This is a genomic window from Dyella sp., assembly GCF_051954575.1.
Lineage (GTDB): Bacteria > Pseudomonadota > Gammaproteobacteria > Xanthomonadales > Rhodanobacteraceae > Dyella_B.
In genome coordinates this window covers 47182-73128 of the sequence record NZ_JBQCHP010000073.1, presented here as the reverse complement: position 1 = coordinate 73128, position 25947 = coordinate 47182, and the positions used below count along the sequence as shown (strand labels likewise).

Here is a 25947-nt window from a genome sequence, read left to right as displayed (position 1 = left end):
CTACTCCGCAGCCTTGGCGTGATCGTTGTGCGAGGGAATGGCGCTGGCCTGCGCAGGGGCGGTGCCGATCTTGTCCATGGACATGTCGCCCATGTACTGATTGATGATGCTGTCGAACATGCCCGACTTGACGTTGCCGTAGTAGCTCACCGGCACCTTGATGCTCGGCTGCGCCAGCGCGTGATAGGCCACATCGTCGAGCTTGACCGGGCTGGCCTTGGCCTTCTTGATCCAGTCCTCGAAGCCCTGCTGCGAAGTCGCGATCGCAGTGAAGTGCATGTCGGAGAAGCCAGCGCCGCTGTAATTGCTCGACAGGCCCGCGTACGTGCCCGGCTCGTTCGCGATCAGGTTCAACTGCGTCTTCATGCCCGCCATGGCGTAGATCTGGCTGCCCAGCTGCGGAATGAAGAACGCATTCATCACCGAATCGGAAGTGATCTCGAAATGCACCGGCACGTCGGTGGGCATGGCCAGCTCGTTGACGCTGGCTACGCCGTACTCCGGATAGATGAACACCCACTTCCAGTCCATCGATACCGCCTGCACGGTGATCGGCTTGGCGTGGTGATCCAGCGGCTTATAAGGATCGAGCGCATGCGTGGTGCGCCAGGTGATCGTGCCCAGGACCGCAATGATGATGCACGGAATGATCCACACCACCGCTTCGATCGCGGTCGAATGCGACCACTTCGGCGCGTAGGTAGCCTTGGTGTTGGAGGCGCGGTAACGCCAGGCGAAAATCAGGGTCATCGCGATGACCGGGACCACCACCAATAGCATCAATCCAGTGGCAATCAGGATCAGCGACTTCTCCTGCATACCGATATCGCCTTTGGGCGAAAGGACTTCCATGTTGCAGCCGCTGAGCAGCACAGCAAGGCTAGCGCACGACCAGCGCGCAGCCGAAACGAAGGAACGATAGTTCACGATCGACTCTAAAAGTACTGACGGGGACGTTGTCGGGGCAGACAACCGGCATAGCATATCGCGCTGCAGCAAGTCGTGACTAGTCTGAGGGCTGCCGCAGCGGTTAGACAGAATGTCGCGGGCGTCGCGTAGGTCGGGTTAGCGCAGCGTAACCAACACAATATTCGAGGCGGCCCCGTTGGGTTACCCCCGGATCAAGTCCGGGGCAACCCAACGTACAATGCGCCGATGAGCACTCCGATTTCCGCCCGCATTGCCGCGTTGCGCGACACCATGGCCAAGCACGGCGTCGCCGCGTGCATCACGCCGACTGCCGATCCGCATTTGTCCGAATACCTGCCCGCGCACTGGAAGGCGCGCGAATGGTTTTCCGGCTTCGACGGTTCTGCCGGCATCCTGGTGGTCACCGCCAAGCAAGCCGGGCTGTGGACCGATTCGCGCTATTTCTCGCAGGCCGAACAACAGCTTGCCGGCACTGGTATTGCGCTGATGAAGCAACGACCGGGACAGGCGAACGAACACCTGACTTGGTTGCAACACCATCTACATAAGAATGATGTGGTGGCGATCGCCGGTGACAGCGTGGCGGTATCGGCAAAGCGGCAGATCGAACGCCAGCTTGCCGCGGTCGGCGCGAACGTGCGCGTCGACCTCGATATCCCGGGCATGGCCTGGCGCGATCGCCCCGCCCTGCCCCACGCGCCGGTGTACGAACATCCGCTCGACTACGCTGGCACCTCGCGCGCGGGAAAACTCGGCAAGCTGCGCAACGCGATGCGCAAGCAGCACGCCACGCATCACCTCGTCTCCAGCCTGGACGACATCGCCTGGCTTACCAACCTGCGCGGCAGCGACGTGGAATGCAATCCGGTGTTCCTGGCGCACTTGCTGGTGGAAGCGTCCGGGCAGGCCACGCTGTTCGTCGATCGGGACAAGCTCAAGGACAATGTGGTCGCCGCGCTCGACGCCGACAGCATCCGCATCGCCAACTACGCCACGCTGGGTGACAGCCTTGGCGAGTTGAAGGCCGGCGACACCTTATTGTTTGACCCCGCCCGTGTCGTGAGCGATGTGCTCAAGGCCGTCGCCGCCGACGTGACGCGCATCGAGGGCTCGAACCCCTCCACCGCCTTCAAGGCGGTCAAGACCGAGAGCGAACTGGCACACATCCGCGAAGTGATGCGCCGCGATGGCGCCGCGCTGGTGCGTGCCTTCCGTCGGCTGGAAGAGCGACTCGCCGCTGGCATGACCCAAACCGAACTGGATGTGGATGCCTTGCTGCGCGACGAGCGCTCCGCCCAGCCCGAATTCGTTGGCGAAAGTTTCGCCACCATCGCCGGCTATATGGAGAACGGCGCACTGCCGCACTATCGCGCCACGCCCGGGGCCCACAACACCTTGCAGCGCCACGGCCTGCTGCTGGTCGATTCCGGCGGACAGTACTTGGGTGGCACCACCGACATTACCCGCGTGCTGGCGCTGGGACCGACCACCACCGAGCAACGGCGCGATGCCACGCTGGTGATGAAAGGCATGATCGCGCTCTCCCGTGCCCGCTTTCCCAGGGGCGCAAGCGGTCCGCAACTGGACGCCCTGGCCCGCGCGCCGCTGTGGGCTGCCGGCATGGATTACGGCCACGGCACCGGCCATGGCGTGGGCTACTTCCTGAATGTGCACGAGGGCCCGCATAGCGTACGGCCGCCCGTTTCCGGCGGCACGCTGGTAGCGCTCGAACCCGGCATGATCACCTCGATCGAACCCGGCTTATATAAGCCTGCACGCCATGGCATTCGCCACGAGAACCTCGCCGTGGTGGTCGAAGCCGACCAGACCGAATTTGGCGAGTTCTACGCCTTCGAAACGCTCACGCTGTGCCCGTTCGATCGCCGGGCGCTGGAATCGGGCCTGCTCAGCCCCGATGAGCGCGCGTGGCTGGACGATTACCATGCCACCGTGCGCGCCGCGCTATCGCCGCTGCTGGAAGATGCGGATCTCGCCTGGCTCGAAAAACACTGCGCGCCGCTTTAATTTTTTTCTGCATAGGTCGGGGTGCAAACCCCAACATGGATGGCGACGTTGGTGTTTGCAATCTACGGTGGCCACTGTTGCGCACCGTGCAGCACGCGGAGGATCTCCATGCGCTTTGCCAGCGATCGTTCGCGATAGAGCACAATAAAGGGCGTGCCCGCAATCACCAGCTCGCGCGTCCCGCGTACTCGTCCCTGTCTTCCCATGCGCGGATGATTCGATAAACCGGCGATCGTCTCATCGAGCAGATCGCCCTGCTCGATGGCCGCGTGTGGATTGCGTTCGGCGAGGTACTCGATCTGAGCATCACGGTCCTGCAATGCCCTGGGCAACCAGACAAGTATCAAGCATCCGTTCCTTTATGCCTTTTTTGCACGCTTCAGCAGTTCGGCACGTTTTTTCGCCCAGCTTAGCTTGGCGTCTTCGAGCGAAACCCACGGCGTCGCCGGATCGTTCGCGTCAGCCAAGCCCTGCTCCACTTGCGCGCGAAACCAGGTGTCGTGCTCCATCGCTTCACGCGCGCGCTTCATGGCTTCGGCGCGATCGGGGCGAACGCGCACCGCGCGCTTTTGCTCCGGCTTCCACTCCGTGAGATCGAAGGTGCCGGCGTCGATGCCCAGACTGTGCAGTTCCTTCATCGCCAGCATCAGGTTGGAAAAGGCGCGCGGTTCGGTGCTGCGCGCCCGCGCCAGCACGGCGTCGGCGCGTCCCTTGGTCTTGACGTGCAGGAAGAACTCGCCGCCCTTCGCCTGTAAGCTCACGGCCGATACCCCGCCGGTGGCTACCGCCGTGCGAAGCTGTTCGAGCGTAAGCGTCTGCATGGACCTGCCTTTCGGATACCTGAACCAATGATATGATTGTGCATAACTAACGTTATCTCTGCAAACGGAGCCTGCCGTCTTGACCTCCCTGGCTTCACCACCCATTCTCCCGCGCTCACTTCCGCAGCAAGCATCCACATGAGCAGTCGCTATAACGCCGCCGACATCGAAGTCCTCTCCGGCCTTGATCCCGTCAAGCGCCGCCCGGGCATGTACACCGACACCACTCGCCCGAACCATCTGGCGCAGGAAGTGATCGACAACTCCGTCGACGAGGCGCTGGCCGGACATGCCAAGTCGATCGAGGTGGTGGTGCATACCGACGGCTCGGTGGAAGTGTCCGACGATGGCCGCGGCATGCCGGTGGACATCCATCCGGAAGAAGGCATTCCCGGCGTCGAGCTGATCCTCACCCGCCTGCACGCGGGCGGCAAATTCTCCGGCAAGAACTACAACTTCTCCGGCGGCCTGCACGGCGTGGGCGTATCGGTGGTGAATGCGCTGTCGAACCGGGTGGACGTGACCATCCGCCGCGACGGCAACGAATATCGCATGAGCTTCGCCAACGGCGACCGCGCCAGCGAGCTGGAAGTGATCGGCACGGTGCCCAAGAAGAAGACCGGCACCACCGTGCGCTTCTGGCCCGATCCGAAATACTTCGACTCGCCGAAGATTTCGCTGCCCAAGCTCAAGCACCTGCTGCGCGCCAAGGCGGTGCTGTGCGCCGGTCTCAACGTGAAACTGTTGGACGAAGCCAGCGGCGAAACCAGCGAGTGGTACTACGAAGACGGCCTGCGCGATTACCTGCGCGGCGAACTGGATGGTGCCGAATGCATTCCCGCCGACCTGTTCGTGCATCACGTTGCGCGCGACACCGAAGGCCTGGATGTCGCCCTCACCTGGCTGCCCGAAGGTGAGCTGGTGCAGGAAAGCTACGTCAACCTGATTCCTACCGTGCAGGGCGGTACGCACGTCAACGGTTTGCGCACCGGTCTCACCAATGCCGTGCGCGAGTTCTGCGATATCCGCAACCTGCTGCCGCGCGGCGTGAAGCTGGCGCCGGAAGACGTGTGGGAACGCCTCGCTTTCGTGCTTTCGGCGAAGCTGCAGGATCCGCAATTCGCCGGCCAAACCAAGGAACGCCTGTCCTCGCGCAACGCCGCCGCGTTGGTGGAAAGCGTGGTGCACGATGCTTTCAGCCTGTGGCTCAACCAGCACGTCGATCTCGGCGAGCGCATCGCGCAACTGGCGATCGAACGCGCTAGTGCGCGCCTGAAGGCCGCCAAGCAGGTGGTGCGCAAGAAGATCACGCAAGGCCCCGCCCTGCCCGGCAAGCTGGCCGATTGCACCGCCACCGATCTCACCCGCACGGAGCTCTTCCTGGTAGAAGGCGATTCGGCCGGCGGCAGCGCCAAGCAGGCGCGCGACAAGGAATTCCAGGCGATCCTTCCGCTGCGCGGCAAGATCCTCAACACCTGGGAAGTGGAATCCACCTCGGTGCTCGCTTCCGAGGAAGTGCACAACCTGGCGGTGGCGATCGGCTGCGATCCGGGCAAGGACGATCTTTCCGGCCTGCGCTACGGCAAGGTCGTGATCCTGGCCGACGCTGATTCCGACGGCCTGCATATTGCCACCCTGCTCAGCGCGCTGTTCCTGCGCCACTTCCCTGCACTCGTGCGCGAAGGCCATGTGTTCGTCGCGATGCCGCCGCTGTTCCGCGTGGATGTGGGCAAGCAGGTGTTCTACTGCCTGGACGAAAACGAAAAGCAGGCCATGCTGCAACGCATGGAACGCGAAAAGATGAAAGGCCAGGTCACCGTCACGCGCTTCAAGGGCCTGGGCGAGATGAATCCCGCGCAGCTGCGCGAATCCACCATCTATCCCGATACGCGCCGCCTGGTGCAGCTCACCGTGGATGACAGCGAAGGCACCACCAAGCTGATGGACATGCTGCTGGCCAAGAAGCGCGCCGGCGATCGCAAGAGCTGGCTGGAAGAAAAGGGCGACCTGGCTACCCTGGAAGTGTAGGTTGGGGTGCAAACCCCAACGTGGAATCTTCACACATCGCGACGTTGGGGTTGCACCCCGACCTACCGACCGAGCGGCAGTCCGATCTTCCCACTGGCGCCATGCCGGCGTTATGGTGACGCCCTGCCCCAAGCCGGACTTGCCGCATGTCCCTGCTGACGCCCATCGACCTGCAACGCTGGATCGCCGAACACCGCCACCTGCTGAAGCCGCCGGTGGGCAACAAATGCATCGTCGATGGCGATTTCATCGTGATGATTGTCGGCGGTCCGAATGCGCGCACCGATTATCACTATGACGAGGGCCCGGAGTTTTTCTACCAGCTCGAAGGCGAGATGGTGCTGAAGGTGCAGGATGATGGCGCCGCTCGTGATATTCCCATCCGCGCCGGCGAACTGTTCTACCTGCCGCCGCGCGTGCCGCATTCACCGCAGCGCATGCCCGATTCGATCGGACTGGTGATCGAGCGCCGCCGCTTGCCGCACGAAAAGGATGGTTTGCTGTGGTTCTGCGAAAACTGCAACCACAAACTTTACGAGGAATATTTCGTACTGCAGAGCATCGAGACCGATTTCCCTCCGGTATTCGATCGCTTCTACACGTCAAAGGAAATCCGCGCGTGCAAGGTGTGCGGACACCTCAATCCCGCACCCGCACGCTACGGCTAGCGCATCGTAGGTTGGGTTAGCGCAGCGTAACCCAACGATTGCCAACGGCAGTTGCTGGATTTGTTGGGTTACGCTGCGCTAACCCAACCTACTCCGCTACGGTTGAGCAGGTCGCGCCAGCCATTTGCGCGCCATGCGGCGCATGGATTCATCCGTATCCGGCGCGTCGGCCAGCTGCCGAATGGACACCCACGCCAGCTCCAATGATTCGTCGCTGATCGCGAACTGCTCGCTGCCGCCCGTGCGCACGACGTAACGCACGTCGTAATGCCAATGGCCGGGTTCGTTCTTGCGCTCCGGAATCCAATGCCGGTCGACGTCGAAGATGTCCGGCTCGACGCGCAGGTCTGCAAGCCCCGATTCCTCGCCCGCTTCACGCAAGGCGACGGCCGCAAGGTCGCTATCGCCATCCGCATGGCCGCCCAATTGCAACCATCGCTGCAACTTGCGGTGATGCGTGAGCAAGACGCGCTCGCCGCTGCCATCGACCAGCCAGGCCGATCCCGTGAAATGGCCGGCCAGGGTTTCGCGATGGAATGGCCGTTCGACTTCATCGAGGAATTGCATGCATGCAGCCACGTGCATGTCATCGCCATGGTTTTGTGCGTACCGGTCCAGCGACATTCTCAACATCATTCATCTCACTCCGTTGTCCGACTTTTCCAAGTTATACGATGGATCGCAGGAAAGCCCGCCGATAGCTTGAACGCTCTCCTTTTCCGGCGCGCGTCCGATGATCTATTCCAAGCATCGTCTCGGCTTTCTTGCTGCTTGTACATTCGGCCTCGTCCTGTGTGGGGGCCAGGCCAGTGCGCAGGATGCGTCCGCCAATTTTACCGGTCCGCTGCTTACTGCGAATGCCGTGACACTTCCCGCTGGCACCTGGCTGGTCGAGCCGTATCTCATCTATTACAGGAGCAACGCGTATTACGACGACCAGGGCAAGCGTCACGCGCAATCGCCGGGCACTCGCCAGTGGCAGACAACCATACCGATCTTTTACGGCGCCACCGACCGCCTGCAGTTTCGCTTGGGCTTGGGCGGCGCACACGCCATGTCCGGCGGTGCGCATACCGATGGCCTGCGCGCCACCGACACCACACTGGGCGCGCAGTACATGCTGCTGGCGCCGGGCGCGGACAAGAAAAAGCCTGCCGTGTCGCTGGCCTATACGCACCGCTTTCCTACCGGCGTCTACGACCGGCTGGACCAGAATCCATTGAACGCGATCGGCAACGGCGCCAATGTCGATACGTTCTCCGCCCTGCTGCAACAATACGTATGGCTGCCGAACGGCCGGCCGATGCGTTTTCGCGCCACGGCTTCCTACAGCCTTCCGCCGAGCCGCGTGGACGTGCGCGGGATCAGCGCCTACGGCACGCCGCGAGATTTCCGTGGCGGCGTGCGGCTGGGCAACTCGCTGGGCATTTCCACCTCCGTCGAGTACAGCATCAACCCGCAATGGGTACTGGCGATGGATCTGGCGTACGACCGCAACGCAGCGTCGCAGCTCAAGGGCATCGCCGGACAAGGGTTTGATGTCACGCCGTTCGCGCGCCGCGATGCCTCGCGCGACGTTTACAGTCTCGCGCCGGCGGTGGAATACAACTTCAACGGTCGCATCGGCATCTTGGGCGGCGTGCAATTGAGCTTCGCCGGACGCAACAACAGCGCGTTCGTCACACCCATGGCCGCCATCAACATCGTCCTTTGATGCAATCAGCAAAAGTCGCCGTCCAACGCAAGTGCCATCTGCCAGCACGGACACACCCGCAAACCCTTCGTGCAACGGCAAATTCAGCCGCAATGCAGCTTGTACCGTCGCCCTCCGCTGGGCTATGGTTCGCGGATGCCTCGGGCCCTAGGGTCTATTCCACAGCGCTTTCGATAAACGAGGCATTCGTTTTCACGGGGAGCATTCAATGCTATTCAAACGCGTCAAGCCACTCGACCAGATTCTAGCCACCGCGGAAAAAAAAGGCCTCACGCGACAGCTTGGCGCATTCCAGCTCACCATGCTCGGCATCGGCGCCATCATCGGCACCGGCATTTTCGTACTCACGGCGGAAGCCGGACAGAAATCCGGTCCCGGCATGATGATCGCATTCGTGATCGCTGCAGTGGTCTGCGCGTTCGCCGCATTGGCCTACGCGGAACTGGCATCGATGGTGCCGGTCGCAGGCTCGGCATATACCTACACCTATGGCGTGCTCGGCGAAGGCACTGCCTGGGTGGTGGGCTGGGCACTGGTGCTCGAATACACCATCGCTGCGAGCACGGTCTGCGTCGGTTGGGCCGGTTACGTCAACGGACTCCTCTCGCGTGCAGGATTGGGCTTACCGCATTTCCTGCAGGCGGGTCCGATGGACGGCGGCAGTTTCAACTTGCTGGCCTGTCTCATTGGCCTGGTCATTACCGGCCTGCTGGTCATCGGCACCTCGAAGTCGGCCAAGGTCAATACGGTATTGGTGCTGATCAAGATCGCCGCCCTCACCGCTTTCATCTTCATCGCGCTGCCGGCAGTGAAGGATCAGAATTTCACGCCCTTCGTGCCGAATGGCTGGGGTAGCCCGATGGGCGGCATCGGCGTACTGGGTGCGGCGGCTTCCATCGTGTTCGCCTACATTGGCTTCGATGCCATTTCCACCGCGTCGGAAGAAACGAAGAACCCGAACCGCAACATCCCGATCGCCCTGATCGCCTCGCTGACCGTATGCACCATCTACTATCTGTTGGTGAGCTACGGCGCCGTGGGTTCGATAGGTGCGCAACCCATTCTGGACGCGAACGGTGTGGCGCTTGAGCCCGGCACGCCGTCGTTCGCCGCAGCCTGCAATGGTTCGGAGGCCCTGGTGTGCAGCAAGGAGGCGCTGGCCCACGTGGCAAATGTGCTCAACCACCATACCATCGGCGGCTTCATTGCCTTTGCCGCCGGCATCGCACTGCCGTCGGTGATCCTGACGATGACGTACGGCCAGACCCGCATCTTCTTCACCATGTCGCGCGACGGCCTGCTGCCGACCTCGCTGGCCAAAATCCATCCGCGCTTCCACACGCCGCACGTGATCACGCTGATCACCGGCACCTTCGTGTCGCTGTTCGGCGCTCTGTTCCCGGTAGGCATCCTTGCCGACATCACCAACTCCGGCACGCTGTTCGCATTCATCATGGTGGCCTTGGGCGTCCTGATTCTGCGTCGCACCCAGCCCGAGCGTCCGCGCCCGTTCCGCACCCCGATGCCGTGGCTGATCTGTCCGCTGGCGGTGATCGGTTGCGTACTGTTGTTCCTCAACTTGTCGAAGGAAGCCAAGATCACCTTCTTCGCGTGGGGGCTGATCGGCCTGGCGGTATATTTCCTGTATGGCTACCGTAGGAGCCATCTGGCTCGCGGTGTTGAGGTGGACTGATTCGCGCACCCGCGCATCCCATCCAAAACGTTACGCCGCCGGCACGACGATCTCGTGCCGGTTTCACGTCAGGAAGCCCTATGCTCAAACAGTTGTTCGCCCGCAAGACCGATTTTTCCGAAGACGAAAACGCGCACGGTCCCAGCCTGCGGCGTACGCTCGGTCCCTGGGGCATTACCGCATTGGGTATCGGAGCCGTCATCGGCACAGGCATTTTCGTGGTGACCGGGCAGGCCGCAGCCGAGAACGCCGGGCCGGCGGTGCTCATCTCGTTCATGCTTGCAGCGATCTGCAGCGGCTTCACCGCGCTGTGCTACTGCGAATTCGCCACGCTGATTCCGATTTCCGGCAGCTCCTATTCCTATGCCTACGCCACGCTGGGCGAACTGGTGGCCTGGTTCATCGGCTGGAACATGGTGCTGGAGTACGCCATCTCCGCCTCGGCCGTCGCAGTGAGCTGGACTGGCTATTTCACCAGCCTGCTCGATCACGTCGGCCTCCATCTGCCCGCCGCGCTGACCGGCGCACCATTGGAATTCAAGGACGGCCACCTGGTCGCCACCGGCACGCTGTTCAACATGCCGGCGGTCGCGATCGTGCTGGCGCTTACCTGGGTCTGCTACATCGGCATCAAGGAATCGTCCGGCATCAATTTCCTGATGGTGCTGCTCAAGGTAGGTTTGATCGTGGTGGTGGTGGTGGCCGGCTATCGTTACATCGACCCAGCCAACTGGCATCCCTTCATTCCCGAATCGCAGGGCGGCCACAAATACGGTTGGGCCGGCATCATGCGCGGCGCCGGCATGGTGTTCTTCGCCTATATCGGCTTCGAGGCCACCTCCACCGCCGCGCAGGAATGCAAGAATCCGCAGCGCGACCTGCCGTTCGGCACGCTCGTTTCACTGGTGATCTGCACCGTGCTGTACCTGGCGATGGCGGCGGTGCTGACCGGCCTGATCTCGTACACGCAACTGGGTACGGACGAACCGGTGGTTACCGCCATCAAGGTGCACCCCGAACTCGGCTGGCTGCGCCTGATCGTGGAAGTTGGCGCGATGATTGGCCTGTCGTCGGTGATCCTGGTGATGATCATTGCGCAGCCGCGCATCTTCATGATCATGTCGCGCGACGGTCTGCTGCCGCCGGTGTTCAGCCGCATCCATCCGCGCTACCGCACGCCGCACTTGAACACCATCATCACCGGCTTCGGCATTGCGGTACTGGCGGCGGTGTTCCCGCTCGGCGTGCTCGCCGACCTCACCTCCATGGGTACGCTGATCGCCTTCGCGGCCGTATGCGTGGGCGTGCTGATCCTGCGCTACACCTCGCCGGAACTGCCGCGCACGTTCCGCGTACCGTGGGCGCACTTCGTGTGCATCGCCGGCGTGCTGAGCTGCGGGGCGCTACTGGCCACCATGGGCTGGTACAACTGGGCGCTGATGGTGGTCTGGACCCTGCTCGGCTTTGCGATTTATTTCACCTATGGCCTACGCCATAGTCACCTGCATACCGCCAATGGCTCGGCAAAGCGTGGAACGCCCGCGACCTCCGGCGAACTTCCTTGAATAGCGATAAATTGAACGGAACTCGCCGCTAACGCCCTTTTAATGTATCGAAGGTGATGCTTTCAGTTTTGAAAGCATCCTTTTGATTCACAAGGGAAAATATTTTCAGGGAGATAAATTTCCGACCCCGGCCCGCCGTATTTCGATCAACCGGAGTATCATCGGTGGCCCGGGTTGATCACTTGGCAGTGGGCCCCGGATCGCGACCCGGCGCGTCAGGCCAGCTAGCTCCTCGACCTGACGCGTCCGGGTAGCACTTTTCGGTAACACCCCTTCGTTTCTTTTATAAACGCCTGTCTCGTACAGGCGTTTTTTTATGCACGCGCCCTGCGCAAACAAAAAGGCCGGCGCAAGGCCGGCCCTTCATGCAACGATTTAAGGCAACACTGATCAGGCTTGCTTGGTCGTATGCGAGATGCACCAGCCTTTCGCGCTCACCGCTTTGCCGGGGAACAAGTCGCACGGTCCGTAACCTGTCGCCGCACCCGAGTAGAACTTGCAGTTGGCGCAGGTATCGCCAGGTTTGTAGTTCTTGGCCGTGGCCTTGCTGGCGTCTTCGACGTATTGCAGCGCCTTGGCGGTGGGATCGGCTTCGGAAACATGCGGCAGATCATCCGCACGCGCTACGCGCGGCAATCCGCTCACCAGCGCGGCGGCGGCAGCGGTGCCGGCAGCGAGCTTGAGGAAACGACGACGTGACTCGATCTTCTCTTGTCCTGACATAACCACCCTCATCGTTGTTTTCGCCGCGGGAGCTGCGGCGACGCAGCGCGCATCCTAGCGCGACGCCGTGCGGAGAGGCCTGTTCGCGAATAACTCGCATTTAGCGCTTTCCCCGCCGTGCTATAGTCCCGACTCGTTTGGACGTCCATTTGCCATGAGCCAAAACCTGCCCGCCTCCATTCCCGCAGCACTGTTTTACGAGCGCGCCGATGCGATCGCCGACGCCGCGCGCGAACTTGCGCAACATGGCTGGACGCCAGCCACCAGCAGCAATTTTTCAATGCGCGTGGACACCGATCACGCCGCCATAACAATTTCCGGCCGCGACAAAGGCAAGCTCGGCCGTGACGACATCATGCTGGTGGACATGCACGGCAAAGCCGTTGGTACCAGCTCGCGTCCCAGCGCGGAAACCGAATTGCACACGCAGGTGTATCGCCGCTGGCCGGAAGTGAACGTTGTATTGCACACGCATTCGCGCACGCAGAGCGTGGCGTCCCGCCTGTTCGCCGCCGATCGCCTGATCCGCCTGCAAGGCTGGGAACTGCAGAAGGCGATCCGCGGCCACACCACCCACGAAAGCACGCTCGACATTCCGGTGTTCCCCAACACCCAGCACATGCCCGAGCTGGTGGACCAGGTCGACAGCTGGATCGATTCGGGCAAACCGCTGCATGCGTACTTGATCAACGGCCACGGCATCTATACCTGGGGTCATGACATGGCCGAAGCGCGCCGTCACCTGGAGGCGCTGGAGTTTTTGCTCGGCTGCGAACTCGATCTTAGGGTCTGCTTAGGGTCCCAGCGTGGCCCGCGTCGGGATCTGTTTGCCTGACGGGCAAGGAGGAACGAAGGCGTGTATGTCGATACACAACTGAGTGAGGACGCCGCCCGGCGGGCAAACAGACCCGACCCTTCGGGTTGCCACGGTGCGTCCACCATGCGGCAGCGCGCGGCTGGGTTTGCCAGCCAGGCAAGCGCTGCGCCGCGCACTACCACCTGGCGGACGCACCGTGACAACGCGGGCTACGCTGAGACCCTAAGCAGACCCTGAGGACTGAACGCATGAGCCGCCTGCGCATCTTCGACGAACAGCGCCCGCACAGCCCGCTCTCGATGCATGAGGATCATGCCGGCATCGCGCGCGAGCTGGCCAAGGTCGGCGTGCGCTTCGAGCAATGGGCGGCCAGCCAGCCGGTGGTGCCCGGCGCGAGCCAGGATGAAGTGATCGCTGCCTATCGCAGCGACATCGATCGCCTGATGCGCGAAGAAGGTTACCAATCGGTCGACGTGATCAGCCTCAAGCCCGATCATCCCGAGCGCGCCGCGCTGCGCCAAAAATTCTTGAGCGAACACACCCATAGCGAGGACGAAGTGCGCTTTTTCGTCGCCGGCGCGGGACAGTTCACCCTGCACATCGATGGGAAGGTTTATGACGTGCTGTGCGAACAGGGTGACCTGATCGGCGTGCCGGACGGCACCCGCCACTGGTTCGACATGAGCGAGGCGCCCTACTTCGTGGCGATCCGCCTGTTCACCAACAAGGACGGCTGGGTGGCGAATTTCACCGGCTCGGATATCGCGCAGCAGTTCCCGCGCATGGAGCCGCTGGCAAGCACAGCTTAGCCTCGGTTGTAGGCTGGGATGAAATCCCAGCATTCACATATGCTTGGCAATGCTGGGATTTCATCCCAGCCTGCAACGCTACGGACCCTTGCACCCGCCCAGGTGCACGCTAAGCTTGAGAGCCCCTTACCCCATCGGCTCCCATGACCGCCATCCGCGCCATCGTCACCGACATCGAAGGCACCACCAGCTCGATCAGCTTCGTCAAGGAGGTCCTGTTTCCTTACGCCCGCGAGCGCCTTCCGGCTTATATCGAAACACACGGCGACCAGCCGGAAGTACAGCACTGGTTGCATGAGGCGGCGAAAGAGGCCGGCATCGTCGAAGCGAGCCGGCAGGAAGTGCTGGAGCTCTTGCTGCGCTGGATCGACAAGGACCGCAAGTCCACCGCTCTCAAGGCCTTGCAGGGCATGATCTGGCAGGAGGGTTTCGAAGCGGGCGACTACCGCTCTCATATGTATCCCGAAGTCGCCGGCCGCCTGCACGCGTGGCGCGGCGAAGGCTTGCATCTGTACGTGTATTCGTCCGGTTCGGTGCAGGCGCAGAAGCTGTTCTTCCGCTACAGCGACGCGGGCGATCTTTCGCCCTTGCTCGCCGGCTATTTCGACACCGAGACCGGCCCGAAGCGCGAGCGGGTTTCCTACGAGCGCATCCTGGAGGCGATCGGCGAACGCCCCGAGCATGTGCTGTTCCTCTCCGACGTGGTGGAGGAACTGGACGCCGCCCGCGCCGCCGGCCTGCATACCGGCTGGCTGCTGCGTCCGCCGCTGGAAATACCGCCCCAGCCGCGGCACCCCGCCTACGCCAGCTTCGACGCCATCTCGCTCTGAGTCCGCCCATGCGCACCACACTGACCGCCCTGCTCTCGTTCGCCGCCGGCGTACTGCTGATGCTGGTGGTGACCGGGCATCGGCCGCCTCACAACGACGAAGTGCCGAGCGCGATGAACAACACTTCGCCGGCCGCTTCCGCCTCCACCACCGACGCCGACGACAGCGAAAGCGGCGACAGCTGGCCTGGCCAGGGCCCCTCGCCCGAACAAGTGATCTACACGCAGCCGGCCATGGTGCATAAGGCGCTGGCCGCGCTCACTCCGCGGGTCGCGGACAAGCCCAACCTCTACCTGGTGGCCTTCGCAGGCGATGGCGGCGAAGACGTGTTCCGCAACGAAGCCGAATATGCAGCGCAGCTTTTCACCAGGCGTTTCGGCCCCAGCGCGCATGCGCTGGTGCTGGAAAACAATCCCACCACCTTGCAGGCGCATCCGCTGGCAAGCTGGAGCAACCTGGAAGACACGCTGGATCAACTGACCAAGGTCATGAACCCAGAGCAGGACATCCTGGTGCTCTACATGACCTCGCACGGCGACGAAGACCACAACCTGCTGGTCGACTTGGACCCACTGCCACTGGACCAGATCGGCGCACCCGATCTCGCCGGCATCCTGAAGAAGCGTCCGTTCAAGTGGAAAGTAGTGGTGGTGAACGCCTGCTATTCCGGCGGTTTCGTGCCGGACTTGAGCGGCCCCGGCACACTGGTGCTGACCGCCGCGCGCAGCGATCGCAGCTCGTTCGGCTGCGGCAGCGATTCGGATATCACCTACTTCGGCAAAGCCTGGCTGGTGGATGCGCTGAACAAGACCGACAACTTCGTCGATGCGTTCCATCTGGCCAAGAACGATATCGCCAGCTGGGAACGGCAGGACAAGCTCACGCCTTCCGAACCGCAGATCGATATCGGCGCAGGCATTACGCAGCAGCTTGCGCAATGGCGCAAGGATGTGAGGCCGGGGCCGGCCGTGCCGTTCGCGCCGCCGGCATCGGCAAGCAGCACAAGTTCGGCAACGCAATAACGTAGGTTGGGGTGCAAACCCCAACACCGTCATCCATACGTGCACCACGATGTTGGGGTTTGCACCCCAACCTACGATCGATCAACCGTGGCGCGCCACCAACACCTTCGCGACATCGGCAAGCCCGTATCCACGCGCACGCAGCAACACGGCCAGGTGAAACACCAGATCCGCCGCCTCGCCCAATAACTCTTCGTCACCCTGCGCGACGGCTGCGAGCGCGGTTTCCACGCCTTCCTCGCCCACCTTCTGCGCAATCCGCCGCGTGCCGCCATGAAACAGCTTGGTGGTGTAGCTGCCTTCGGGGAGTTCGGCCTTGCGGCTTTCCACCAGTGCGTCCAGTTGCGCCAGAAATCCCAGCGGCGGCCGCACTTCGTTACCGAAACAGCTGCGCGTTCCCAAATGGCAGGTCGGGCCGTGCGGATCGGCCAGCACCAACAACGTATCGCCATCGCAATCGACGCGGATCGATTTCAAATGCAGCACGTGGCCCGAGCTTTCACCCTTGGTCCACAAGCGTTGCTTGCTGCGGCTGAAAAACGTCACCCGGCTGCTGGTCTGCGTCAAGGCCAGCGCGCGCTCATCCATATAGCCCAGCATCAGCACTTCGCCCGTCAGCCAGTGCTGCACGATCGCGGGCACCAGCCCTTCCGTCTTGACCCAATCGATCTGGCTGAGATCAAGCGCGTTGAATCCGGCCACTGTTTCACTCATGACGGGCTGCCTCTTGCAAGCGAACGGTTATGCCTTCGTGCTGCAGGTAACGCTTCAAATCGGGAACCGCGATGGTGCCGCTATGGAAAACACTGGCCGCCAAGGCACCATCAACACGAGCGCGCGTGAATGCGTTGCGAAAATGCTCCATCGTGCCCGCCCCGCCGGAGGCGATCAGCGGCACCGTGCAAATTGCCCGCGCCGCAGCAAGCTGCGCCAGATCATAGCCTTGGCGCACGCCATCGGTATCCATGCAGTTGAGCACGATCTCGCCGGCGCCGCGGCGTTGCGCTTCGGCCATCCAGTCCAGCGTACGGCGCGCCAGCGAGCGCGTCTTGGAAGGATCGCCGGTGTATTGGCGCACGCGCCATTCGCCATCGGCGTCGCGCATCGAATCGATGCCGACCACCACGCATTGCACGCCGAAGGCTTCAGCCAGTTCATCGATCAGGTCCGGGCGCTCCAAGGCCGGTGAGTTGATCGATACTTTATCCGCGCCCGTATGCAGCACCTCGCGCGCATCGCTGACCGAACGGATGCCGCCGGCCACGCAGAACGGAATATCGATCACGCGCGCCACACGCTCCACCCAGCCGCGATCCACGCTACGTCCTTCCGGGCTGGCGGTGATGTCATAGAACACCAGTTCGTCCGCGCCTTCGTCGCGGTAGCGCAAGGCCAGGTCGACGATCTCGCCCATCACCACGTGATCTCGAAAACGCACGCCCTTGACGACCTTGCCGTCGCGCACGTCCAGGCAGGGAATGATGCGTCGACTCAGCATGCCAGTGCATCCTCCAGCGTAAAGCGGCCTTCCAGCAAGGCGCGGCCCAGAATCACGCCACGCGCGCCGGCCTCGCGCGCGCCGCGGATATCTTCCACCGAACGCACGCCGCCGGAGGCCTGCACCGCCAGTTGCGGCACCGTTTGCGCCAGGTGCCGGTAAAGCTCGAGGTTGAAACCGGCCAGCATGCCGTCGCGCTCGATATCCGTGCACAGCAGATGGCGTGCGCCATGCGCGGCATACCACGGCGCCAGTTCGTCCAACGTGCGTGCTTCGTCTTCGGTCCAGCCGGCGCTGGGCAGCGTCCACGTGCTGTCGCGGCGACGCGTATCCAGCGCAATGGTGAAGCGTTCGGTACCGTGCTTGGCCAGCCACTGCGCCACCTGTTCCGGCTCCCGGATCGCAACGCTGCCTACGACGACGCGGCTTACGCCCGCATCGAACAAACGCAGCACATCTTGCTCCGCGCGCACGCCACCGCCGGCCTGCACCTGCATGCCGGCCTTCACCAGCGCTTCGATCACGGCAAGGTTCGCCAGATCGCCCGCACGTGCACCATCAAGATCGACGACGTGCAACCAGCGCGCGCCGGCCTGCGCGTAACGCGCCGCGAGTTCGGCGGGCGCATGGGCATATTGCGTTTCCTGCGCGTAATCGCCTTGCTTGAGGCGGACAACCTGGCCACCGCGCAGGTCGATGGCAGGTATGACTTCAAAGTTCATGGCGTTCCAGAATTACTCCCTCCCCTGCTTGCAGGGGAGGGTTGGGGTGGGGTTGCACGCGCTTGCCGCGAGGTTGAAGGCTGGCCCAGCGCACATGGCTCAAAGCTCAAGAAAATTCTTCAACAGCTTCGCGCCCACTTGCGCCGAGCGCTCCGGATGAAACTGCATGCCGTGGAAATTCCCCCGCGCAATCACCGCAGAAAACGCGCCGCCATAATCGCAGCTCACCAGGGTGTAATCGCCCACCGGCACGGCATAGCTGTGCACGAAGTAAGCCCAGTCGCCTTCCGTCAGATCGTTCAACAACGGATGCGCGCCCGCCGGCGACAACTGGTTCCAGCCCATATGCGGCACGCACAATTCCGGCGTCTCCTCGAAGCGGCGCACCTTGGCGGGGATCACGCCCAGGCATGGGGTATCGCTTTCCTCCGAATGCTCGCACAAGAGTTGCATGCCCAGGCACACACCGAGCACCGGTTGCGTCAAGGAACGAATCACATCGACGAGCTGCAATTCCCGCAGGCGCGTCATGCCCGGCGAGGCAGCGCCGACGCCCGGCAAGATGACCTTGTCGGCGCCACGAATGCGTTCGGCATCGGCAGTCAAGGCCGCATCCACACCCAGCCGCTGCAAGGCGTAACGCACCGAGCCGATATTGGTACCGCCGGCATCGACCAGAACGACGCTCATTACAATGCTCCTTTCGTGCTCGGCAATTCGTCACCCTCGCGGCGAATCGCCTGGCGCAAGGTTCGCGCGGTCACTTTGAAGCAGGCTTCCACCATGTGGTGCGCGTTTTCGCCCCTCACCGCAAGATGCAGATTGGCGCCCAGCGTGTCGCACAGCGAGCGGAAGAAATGCGGCACCAATTCGGTTGGGATATCGCCCACCCGCTCGCGCGGAAACTGGCCTTCGAACACGAAATACGGGCGGCCCGAAAGATCCAGCGCGGCGCTGGCGTAAGATTCATCCATCGGCAAGGTAAAGCCATATCGGCCGATGCCGCGCTTGTCGCCCAAGGCCTGGCGCAAGGCCTGCCCCAACGCGAGCGCGCAATCCTCGATGGTGTGATGTTCGTCGACGTTGGTATCACCATCGCAGGTGATGCTGAGCGCGAAACCGCCATGCTTGCCGATCTGCTCGAGCATGTGGTCAAAAAAGCCCAGCCCGGTGTGCGCGACCGGTTCTGCTTGCGCGTCCAGATCCACGCGCACCTTGATGCGGGTTTCCTTTGTATTACGCACCACTTCGGCCACGCGCGGACGATCGAGCAATTGATGGGCAACCTCTTCCCAACTGATGCCCTTCGGCCCGACCTTGAAACCGCGCACGCCCATGTTGGCGGCGAACTGCAGGTCGGTGTCGCGATCGCCCACCATGGCCGAATCCGCACGCGTCCAGCTGTCATCGGCCAGATACTGCCGCATCATGCCGATGCCGGGTTTGCGAGTATCCCGGCCTTCGTGCGGAAAACTGCGATCGATCAGCACCTCGCGAAAGCGCACGCCCTGCGAGGCGAAGATGCGCATCAACAGATCGTGCGGCCCTTCAAAATGCGCTTGCGGAAAGCTGTCCGTACCCAGGCCGTCCTGGTTGGTGACCATGACCAGCTCGTAGCCGGCCGCGACGATACGTTGCAAGGCGGCCATCACACCGGGCAGCAAGGACAGTTTCTCGAAACTGTCGATTTGCTCGTCGGCGGGCTCTTCGATCAGGCAGCCGTCCCGGTCGATGAATAGTATCTTGCGTCTCATGCCTGTACCTTGTCCGCCGTCATTTCGTTCAGTACGGCAAGCACTTTTGCGTTCTCCTCCGGCGTGCCGATAGTGATGCGCAATGCATCCTGCAAGTTGGGATAACGACGTACATCGCGCACCACGATACCCGCCTGCTGCAGACGCTGATAAACCGCCCCGGCGTCATCAAACCGCACGGCCAGGAAATTGGCATCGGACGGCAGCACTTCACGCACGCCCAGCACCGCAGACAACGCGTTGCGCATGAACGCGCGTTGCTCGCGCACGACGGCGATATGCTCGCGTGCGGCCAGCTGGCCGGATGGCGACAGGGCGGCCAGCGCCGCGGCGACGCACGGCGTCGGCAGCGGATACGGCGGCATGATGCGCCGGATCAGGCCGATCACGTCCGGATGGGCGATCAAGGTACCGATACGCGCGCCGGCCAAAGCCCAGGCTTTGGACAAGGTACGCAGCACCGCGACGTGCTCATAGCGCCCGATGAGTTCGATCGCGCTGGGCTGCTCGGAAAATTCGATATACGCCTCGTCCACCACCAGCAACGCCTTGCCCGCCAGCGCCTGCGCCACGCGCTCGATATCGTCGCGCCCAATCGACTTGCCGCTCGGATTGTTGGGCGTGCACAGGAATACCAACTTCACCGCCGATGTGATCGTCGCAAGCAAGGCATCACAGTCGAGAGCGAAATCCTGCGCCAGCGGCACTTCGATCACCGCCGCATTCTGGATGCGCGCCGACACCGCATACATGCCGAATGTCGGCGGCTGGATCACGATCGCATCCTGGCCTGCGCGGCAGAACGCGCGCACCAAAAGGTCGATCGCCTCATCACTGCCGCGGCCTACGCACAATTGCTCACGTTGAACGCCGTAGAGTTTCGCCAGGGCCTGCAACAACGGTGCAGGCTGCGGATCGGGATAACGATTGCAGCCAGATCCAGCATCACCGGCGGGTTCCCACGCCGATTCATTGGCATTGAGCATGATCTGCCCACCGCCGGCCTCCATGCGCGCCGACGAATACGGCTGCAGCGTGCGAATTTCCGGCCTGGCCAGATCGAGCACGCTCATAGCTGTGTCCCCAGCGCGGCCAGACGCAAGATCACCGCACGACGATGCGCTTCGAGTTGTTCGGCCGCCGCCAGCGTGGCGGTGCATGGGCCGATCGCGCGCAGGCCGTTGGGATCCAGTTCCTGCACGGTGATCTGCTTCTGGTAGCTGGCCACCGATACGCCGCTGTAGCTGCGCGCGTAACCATACGTTGGCAGTACGTGGTTGCTGCCGCTGCAGTAATCGCCCACCGATTCGGGTGTCCACGCACCGACGAAGATGGAACCGGCGCTCTCGATGCTGGCCACCAGTTCGCGCGCGCCGCTGACCTGAAGGATCAAATGCTCCGGTGCGTAGCGGTTGCTCACTTCGACCGCCTGCGCCAAAGACGTCACGGCAATCAACCGGCTTTGCGCGAGCGCCTGCTCGGCAATCGCGCCGCGCGGCAATTGTGCGCACTGGCGATCCACTTCCGCAGCGACCTTATCGAGCAAGACCGTGGAATCGGTAACCAGCACCACTTGCGAATCCGGACCGTGCTCGGCTTGCGACAGCAGATCCGCCGCCACGAACACCGGATTGGCTTGCGCATCCGCAATCACCAGCACTTCGGAAGGGCCCGCCGGCATGTCGATCGCCGCGCCATCGGGATCGGAAGATACCTGCAGCTTCGCTTCAGTGACCCATGCGTTGCCGGGGCCGAACAGCTTGTCGCAACGCGGCACGCTTTCGGTGCCATAGGCCATGGCGGCGATCGCCTGCGCACCGCCCAGCTTGAATACGCGATGCACGCCCACGAGCCGCGCGGTAAACAGCACGGCTTCATCGCAACTGCCGTCGGCACGCGCCGGCGAGCACAGCACTACTTCGCGGCAGCCCGCGATGCGCGCCGGCACGCCCAGCATCAACGCGGTGGAAGGCAGCGGCGCACTGCCCGCCGGTACATATAAGCCGACGCGCTGGATGGGACGCAGCACGCGCTCCACCCGCACGCCCACCGCCGTGTTGACACCCACTGGCTGCGGCGCCGCGGCGCGGTGGAAGGCCTCGATACGTTCGGCAGCCTCGCGAATGGCGGTTTTCAGTTCCGGTGCAAGTTTGGCTTCGGCGGCCTTGAACTCCGCTTCGGTGACTTCGATGGCGTCCAGCGTGCAGCGATCGTAGCGCGCGGAAAGTTCGCGCAAGGCCGCGTCGCCGCTGGCGCGCACTTCGGCAATGATGCGCTCAACGCCGGTGCGCAAGGCTTCGGCACGCGATTGCGCCGGTCGCGCCAGCGCTTCGTTGCGCTCCGCTTCGCTCAATGTGTTCCAGTCGATTCGTTTCATGGACGTCTCAGGCCAGCATTTTTTCGACTGGCAACACGAACATCTCGCGTGCGCCGGCTTTCTTGATTTCTTCCAGCTGCCGCCAGCTCACCTCGCCGGCGCACAGCGCCTGCAACATCAGCTGATCGGGCTGTCCTGCCACCGGCAACAGCGTGGGCTGCGGGCCACCGGGCAGCAGGCGCGTGACCGCCTCCAGCGAGGTGCGCGAGGTTTGCAGCAGCAGCAGGCGCGATTCGCGCACCTGGATCACGCCGTCCAGGCGCTTGAGCAACAGCTCCACCATGTCGCCGCGCTCATCGATCGGCAGCGTTTCCGGACCGGCCAGCACCGCTTCGCTTTCCAGCAATACATCCGTTTCGCGTAGCTGGTTGGCCACCAGCGTGCCACCGCTTTGCACCAGATCGCAGATCACGTCGGCGGTGCCGAGCTTAGGTGCGATTTCTACGGAACCGGCCAGCGTGATGATGCTCGCGTTCACCCCCTGCCCGCGCAGCCAGCCGCCGAGCAGGCCCGGATACGAAGTGGCGATGCGCAGGCCGGCCAGGTCTTCCGGCCCGTTGTAAGCCATGTCCTGCGGCACTGCGACAGACAAGCGGCAACGCCCGAACCCGAGCGAACGCCATTCGGTGAGCGGCGCCGCGGCTTCGCCGGCGCCATTCTTGAATTCATTGAGCACGTTGCGGCCGACGATGCCCAGGTCGCAGACGCCCTGGGCGATCAACCCCGGAATGTCGTCATCGCGCACCAGCAGCAGGTCCACCGGCTCGCCTTCGCCGAAGCAGAACAGCTTGTCGCGGCTCTGGCGGAAGGTGAGCCCGCAACGGTTGAGCAGATCCAGCGCCGGCTCGGTCAGCCGGCCGGATTTCTGCATGGCGATACGCAAACGATCCCTGGGTTTCATGCCCGTGCCCTTTTTGCCGCTGCGCGGGCACGCGTCGCGCGCGCAGCCGCCGCGAGGTACCCCCCGCTGCCCTGGTTCAGATAGCGCGCCACGCGCCCGATGGTGGTGATGCTGACGGCCGTGCGCTCGTGAATTTCGCGGTAGGACACGCCTTCGAGCAGATACGGCACCACCCGCCAGCGATCCACCAGCACTTCCAGCTCGGCCGGCGTGCACAGGTCGTTGAGGAAGGCGTTCATTTCCTCGGCGTTCTTCAACGAAAGCAAGGCCCGGCACAGGCTGAGCCTGGCGGATTCTTCCGGGGTTTCGGGGTCGATCGATCGGCGCTTCATAATGTACTAACGCGTTAATACAGTGGAGCGCATTGTAGAGGGTGGTTGCGGTTTGCGCAACCTGGCGGTTTTTAGCGTAAACGGGGCTATCCGGGACGCTGGGTTTTGGCTGCGGCTCGCACTCTACGCTGCGGGTTGGGCCTCGGGCACGATCCAGGCAGATCTGCCCCGGGGTGCGCATGGCAACGCTGTCTTTCAGCTGCGCGAACGATGGCTCCCTCCCCTGCTTGCAGGGGAGGGCTGGGGCGGGGTCAGGCAACCTCGCGATGAATCGTGTCCCGCGGCAAGCTCGTGCAAAACCCCACCCTGACCCTCCCCTACTTCGCAGGGAAGGGAACACCTTCGGGCACGCTGAGATTCGACACTAGGTCCCGAAGAGCGAAGGCGTCACGAAGCGCGCTAAACGCCCGCAAACGCCCGCTGCTGCACCAGCTCGCACACCGTGCGCACGTCGCCATCCATTGCACGATCGCGATGAATGAAGCTGATCCGTTCACGCAGGACGTCATAGGCCCTGCGCACGGCTTCACCGGCGTGGAACTCGCCCACTTGCGCCAACGCGGCGGTGAGCTGTTTCACCTCGTCCACGAATTGCGCGTAATGCGGATGGCCTTCGCGCGGCGCATTGGTGACCTTCGACGCTAGCGCCTGCCAATCGCCGCGTGCAGCGAGACGGCGCGCGGCGTTGAGCATTTCCTGGCGGTAATCCAGCGCCTGCGCGGCGGTGTACAGCTCCAGCGCCAGCACATGGCTCAGGTCTTCGGTCATTTCCAGCACGTGGCGCGCTTCGTTGGCGCCCATGGAAACGTGGTCTTCCGCGTTCGCGCTGGTCGGCACCGAATACACGCTGGCCGGATGCGCGCGTGTGGCCAGGTCGTTCACCAGCGCCGCCGCCGTATACTGCACGATCATGAAACCGGAATCGGTACCGTCTTCGTTGCCGGTAAGGAACGCCGGTAAACCATCGTTGGTGGCCGGATCGACCAGCTTGTTGAGGCGGCGCTCGGAGATCGACGCCAGCACCGGAATGGCCGCCTTCACGTAGCTCATCGCCAGTGCCAGCGGCATGCCGTGGAAATGGCCGGCGGAGATCACCTGCTCCTCGATGTGCTGGGCTTCGGTGTTGTCCGGGAAAATCAGCGGGTTGTCGGTGACCGCGTTCAATTCGATATCGATGATGCGGCAGGCCTGCGCCCAGGCATCGCGCACCGCGCCGTGCACCTGCGGCATGCAGCGCAGGCAGTAGGCATCCTGCGGCTGATGTTTCTTGCCGCCCTTGAACGGCAGGAAACGGCTGTAGAACGCTTCGCGGCCATGCCGCTGGTTGGCCGGCACCCAATCCCAGCCGATGTCGAAGCTGAGTGCCTGGTCTTCCGGCGTGCTCCATGCGTCCGCGCTCCATGGGCGGAAGCGCGGCACCAGGTGATACGGAATATCGACCAGGGTGGAACCGGTGAGCAGGCTGCGCACATGATCGGCCGCCTGCACCTGCCCCGGATGCGGACGCAGCGCGTGCACTTCCGGCCGCAACGCGCCGCTGCGGCCGGCGAACGCATCCAGCGTCATCGATGCGGCGAGATCCGCCACGTGGAGCAGGTGCTCCAGCGTATCCAGCGCCAGCACGGCCGTGGCCAGCATCTGCGCGGTGCCGTTGTTGAGCGCCAGGCCTTCCTTGAAGGAAAGCCGGATCGGCGTGAGGCCCGCGCGCTTCAGCGCTTCGGCGCCCGGCAACCGCTCGCCTTTGTAGAACGCCTCGCCGCCGCCGAGCAGCACGATCGCCAGATGCGACAGCGGCGCCAGGTCACCGCTCGCACCGACCGAGCCTTTTTCCGGCACCACCGGGATCACATCGCGGTTGAGCAATTCGGTCAGCGCTTCCAGCGTCTCGACGCGAATACCGGAATGGCCGCGCATCAGCGTGTTGATGCGAATCACCAGCAGCGCGCGCACCACTTCCGCCGAAAACGGCTTGCCCACGCACACCGCGTGCGTGGTGATCAGGTTGTGCTGCAATTCTTCCAGCAGCGTGCCTTCGGGCTTGTGCGGATTACCGCCGGGCAATTCGTCGCGCAGACGATAGGCGCCCAGCAGCTTGTCCGCATTACTGCCGAAGCCGGTGGTGACGCCATAGATCGGCTCGCCGCAGCTCACCTTCTCCGCCAGGAAATCCGCCGCGTGCTTTACGCGCGCCAGTTGCCCGGCATCGAGCCGCACGCCATAGCCCTGGCGCGCCACGGCGACGAGTTGCTGGCGGCTGAGGCTGTTGCCATCGAGAAGAATGGTTTGGTTCACAAAGGCTCCACGTGTTGTCATGCCCGCATATGCGGAAACCACAATTCAATCCTGCAAATTTTCCCAGAGATCGCGCCATGTGGGGTTGGCTGTTTCGATCAGCTCCAGCTTCCATGCACGAGTCTATTTCTTTAGTTCTTTTTTCGCGGGCGATGGCAGAAGGGAAATCGAGGTGATGTTCGAACCACACCAGATGTTTCACGCCATAACGTCTCGTAAAACCATCGGTCAATCCCTCGCGGTGTTGCCATACGCGAAACTTAAGATTTCCTGTCACACCGATGTACAGCGTGCCGCGTTCGCAACTGGCCATGATGTAAACGGCAGGTTGTTTCGAAACCATCCCTGCTTCCTTTCCTCCCTGATGTACGGCGCTGCCGATCAACCTGCCCCTCCTCAAGGCCGTCATTCCCGCGAAAGCGGGAA

General features: G+C 63.0%; 25 protein-coding genes and 1 pseudogene. 10 read left to right on the top strand and 16 right to left on the bottom strand.

The annotated features are described in order from the left end of the window. On the bottom strand, window positions 1-852 hold the full coding sequence (gene cyoA, locus ACTHNE_RS10050; RefSeq protein ID WP_414649777.1) for a ubiquinol oxidase subunit II: 852 nt from the start codon (window positions 850-852) through the stop codon (window positions 1-3). Between the two features lie 303 nt (window positions 853-1155). Between cyoA and ACTHNE_RS10045 the strand changes: the two genes are divergently transcribed. Next, window positions 1156-2955, top strand: a complete 1800-nt coding sequence (locus ACTHNE_RS10045; protein ID WP_440269180.1) for an aminopeptidase P family N-terminal domain-containing protein — start codon at window positions 1156-1158, stop codon at window positions 2953-2955. A gap of 62 nt (window positions 2956-3017) precedes the next feature. Here ACTHNE_RS10045 and ACTHNE_RS10040 read toward each other — a convergent pair whose 3' ends face one another. Both ACTHNE_RS10040 and ACTHNE_RS10035 read right to left on the bottom strand, forming a co-directional pair. Next, a complete protein-coding gene (locus tag ACTHNE_RS10040) occupies window positions 3018-3302 on the bottom strand; it encodes a type II toxin-antitoxin system RelE/ParE family toxin (protein ID WP_440269179.1) in 285 nt (94 codons plus the stop codon). Between the two features lie 12 nt (window positions 3303-3314). After that, the gene (locus ACTHNE_RS10035) at window positions 3315-3776 is read right to left on the bottom strand and encodes a hypothetical protein (protein WP_324946757.1); all 462 of its coding nucleotides are present in this window, start codon (window positions 3774-3776) and stop codon (window positions 3315-3317) included. A 138-nt stretch (window positions 3777-3914) separates the two neighbouring features. Here ACTHNE_RS10035 and parE point away from each other — a divergent pair, with 138 nt between their 5' ends. Together parE and ACTHNE_RS10025 are read left to right on the top strand one after the other, a co-directional pair. Next, window positions 3915-5804 (top strand): DNA topoisomerase IV subunit B, encoded by a 1890-nt coding sequence (parE, locus tag ACTHNE_RS10030; RefSeq protein ID WP_440269178.1) that lies wholly within the window; start codon window positions 3915-3917, stop codon window positions 5802-5804. A 146-nt stretch (window positions 5805-5950) separates the two neighbouring features. After that, window positions 5951-6472: a 3-hydroxyanthranilate 3,4-dioxygenase gene (locus ACTHNE_RS10025; RefSeq protein ID WP_440269177.1), complete on the top strand. Its 522-nt coding sequence runs from the start codon at window positions 5951-5953 to the stop codon at window positions 6470-6472. Between the two features lie 96 nt (window positions 6473-6568). On the opposite strand, the gene ACTHNE_RS10020 is transcribed toward ACTHNE_RS10025, so the two are convergent. Further along, entirely contained in the window at window positions 6569-7108 is a 540-nt protein-coding gene (locus ACTHNE_RS10020) for an NUDIX hydrolase (protein WP_414649776.1), read from the bottom strand. Between the two features lie 226 nt (window positions 7109-7334). Here ACTHNE_RS10020 and ACTHNE_RS10015 point away from each other — a divergent pair, with 226 nt between their 5' ends. The 3 genes from ACTHNE_RS10015 to ACTHNE_RS10005 all read left to right on the top strand — a co-directional run bounded on the left by ACTHNE_RS10015 (window position 7335) and on the right by ACTHNE_RS10005 (window position 11444). Beyond that, window positions 7335-8186, top strand: a complete 852-nt coding sequence (locus ACTHNE_RS10015; protein ID WP_324946751.1) for a hypothetical protein — start codon at window positions 7335-7337, stop codon at window positions 8184-8186. Between the two features lie 208 nt (window positions 8187-8394). Continuing rightward, complete coding sequence (locus tag ACTHNE_RS10010) at window positions 8395-9879, top strand: amino acid permease (protein ID WP_324946749.1); 1485 nt, start codon at window positions 8395-8397, stop codon at window positions 9877-9879. Between the two features lie 80 nt (window positions 9880-9959). Further along, window positions 9960-11444 carry an amino acid permease gene (locus tag ACTHNE_RS10005; protein ID WP_440269176.1) on the top strand — a complete coding sequence of 495 codons (1485 nt, stop codon included), beginning with the start codon at window positions 9960-9962 and terminating at the stop codon, window positions 11442-11444. Window positions 11445-11834: 390 nt separating this feature from the next. Here the strand turns inward: ACTHNE_RS10005 and ACTHNE_RS10000 are convergent, their stop codons facing one another. Next, window positions 11835-12167 (bottom strand): high-potential iron-sulfur protein, encoded by a 333-nt coding sequence (locus ACTHNE_RS10000; protein ID WP_324936911.1) that lies wholly within the window; start codon window positions 12165-12167, stop codon window positions 11835-11837. A gap of 154 nt (window positions 12168-12321) precedes the next feature. Between ACTHNE_RS10000 and ACTHNE_RS09995 the strand changes: the two genes are divergently transcribed. From ACTHNE_RS09995 to ACTHNE_RS09980, 4 genes are all read left to right on the top strand, one after another. Next, on the top strand, window positions 12322-13002 hold the full coding sequence (locus ACTHNE_RS09995; protein ID WP_324936912.1) for a methylthioribulose 1-phosphate dehydratase: 681 nt from the start codon (window positions 12322-12324) through the stop codon (window positions 13000-13002). A gap of 230 nt (window positions 13003-13232) precedes the next feature. After that, window positions 13233-13793, top strand: a complete 561-nt coding sequence (locus ACTHNE_RS09990) for a 1,2-dihydroxy-3-keto-5-methylthiopentene dioxygenase (RefSeq protein WP_324936914.1) — start codon at window positions 13233-13235, stop codon at window positions 13791-13793. 143 nt (window positions 13794-13936) lie between these two features. Next, window positions 13937-14623 carry an acireductone synthase gene (gene mtnC / locus ACTHNE_RS09985; RefSeq protein ID WP_440269175.1) on the top strand — a complete coding sequence of 229 codons (687 nt, stop codon included), beginning with the start codon at window positions 13937-13939 and terminating at the stop codon, window positions 14621-14623. 8 nt (window positions 14624-14631) lie between these two features. Continuing rightward, window positions 14632-15645 (top strand): C13 family peptidase, encoded by a 1014-nt coding sequence (locus ACTHNE_RS09980; protein ID WP_324936918.1) that lies wholly within the window; start codon window positions 14632-14634, stop codon window positions 15643-15645. 81 nt (window positions 15646-15726) lie between these two features. On the opposite strand, the gene hisIE is transcribed toward ACTHNE_RS09980, so the two are convergent. The 11 genes and pseudogenes from hisIE to ACTHNE_RS09925 all read right to left on the bottom strand — a co-directional run. Further along, window positions 15727-16359 (bottom strand): bifunctional phosphoribosyl-AMP cyclohydrolase/phosphoribosyl-ATP diphosphatase HisIE, encoded by a 633-nt coding sequence (hisIE, locus tag ACTHNE_RS09975; RefSeq protein ID WP_324936920.1) that lies wholly within the window; start codon window positions 16357-16359, stop codon window positions 15727-15729. Beyond that, window positions 16352-17143: an imidazole glycerol phosphate synthase subunit HisF gene (hisF, locus tag ACTHNE_RS09970; RefSeq protein WP_324936922.1), complete on the bottom strand. Its 792-nt coding sequence runs from the start codon at window positions 17141-17143 to the stop codon at window positions 16352-16354. The genes hisIE and hisF overlap by 8 nt, the downstream gene beginning before the upstream one ends. Beyond that, window positions 17137-17865 (bottom strand): 1-(5-phosphoribosyl)-5-[(5-phosphoribosylamino)methylideneamino]imidazole-4-carboxamide isomerase, encoded by a 729-nt coding sequence (hisA, locus tag ACTHNE_RS09965; protein ID WP_324936924.1) that lies wholly within the window; start codon window positions 17863-17865, stop codon window positions 17137-17139. Before hisA ends, hisF begins: the two co-directional genes overlap by 7 nt. 99 nt (window positions 17866-17964) lie before the next feature. Beyond that, the gene (gene hisH / locus ACTHNE_RS09960; protein WP_324942860.1) at window positions 17965-18555 is read right to left on the bottom strand and encodes an imidazole glycerol phosphate synthase subunit HisH; all 591 of its coding nucleotides are present in this window, start codon (window positions 18553-18555) and stop codon (window positions 17965-17967) included. Beyond that, window positions 18555-19619 (bottom strand): bifunctional histidinol-phosphatase/imidazoleglycerol-phosphate dehydratase HisB, encoded by a 1065-nt coding sequence (hisB, locus tag ACTHNE_RS09955; RefSeq protein ID WP_440269174.1) that lies wholly within the window; start codon window positions 19617-19619, stop codon window positions 18555-18557. Before hisB ends, hisH begins: the two co-directional genes overlap by 1 nt. Beyond that, entirely contained in the window at window positions 19616-20692 is a 1077-nt protein-coding gene (hisC, locus tag ACTHNE_RS09950; protein ID WP_440269173.1) for a histidinol-phosphate transaminase, read from the bottom strand. The genes hisB and hisC overlap by 4 nt, the downstream gene beginning before the upstream one ends. Beyond that, complete coding sequence (gene hisD, locus ACTHNE_RS09945; RefSeq protein WP_324942851.1) at window positions 20689-21996, bottom strand: histidinol dehydrogenase; 1308 nt, start codon at window positions 21994-21996, stop codon at window positions 20689-20691. Before hisD ends, hisC begins: the two co-directional genes overlap by 4 nt. 7 nt (window positions 21997-22003) lie before the next feature. After that, on the bottom strand, window positions 22004-22897 hold the full coding sequence (hisG, locus tag ACTHNE_RS09940) for an ATP phosphoribosyltransferase (RefSeq protein WP_324942848.1): 894 nt from the start codon (window positions 22895-22897) through the stop codon (window positions 22004-22006). Beyond that, window positions 22894-23229: a YerC/YecD family TrpR-related protein gene (locus tag ACTHNE_RS09935; RefSeq protein ID WP_324942845.1), complete on the bottom strand. Its 336-nt coding sequence runs from the start codon at window positions 23227-23229 to the stop codon at window positions 22894-22896. Before ACTHNE_RS09935 ends, hisG begins: the two co-directional genes overlap by 4 nt. A 399-nt stretch (window positions 23230-23628) precedes the next feature. Beyond that, window positions 23629-25521 carry an HAL/PAL/TAL family ammonia-lyase gene (locus ACTHNE_RS09930; RefSeq protein WP_440269172.1) on the bottom strand — a complete coding sequence of 631 codons (1893 nt, stop codon included), beginning with the start codon at window positions 25519-25521 and terminating at the stop codon, window positions 23629-23631. A 190-nt stretch (window positions 25522-25711) separates the two neighbouring features. After that, window positions 25712-25834, bottom strand: a pseudogene (locus ACTHNE_RS09925) (GIY-YIG nuclease family protein); the annotation flags it as partial. Between the last annotated feature and the right edge of the window lie 113 nt (window positions 25835-25947).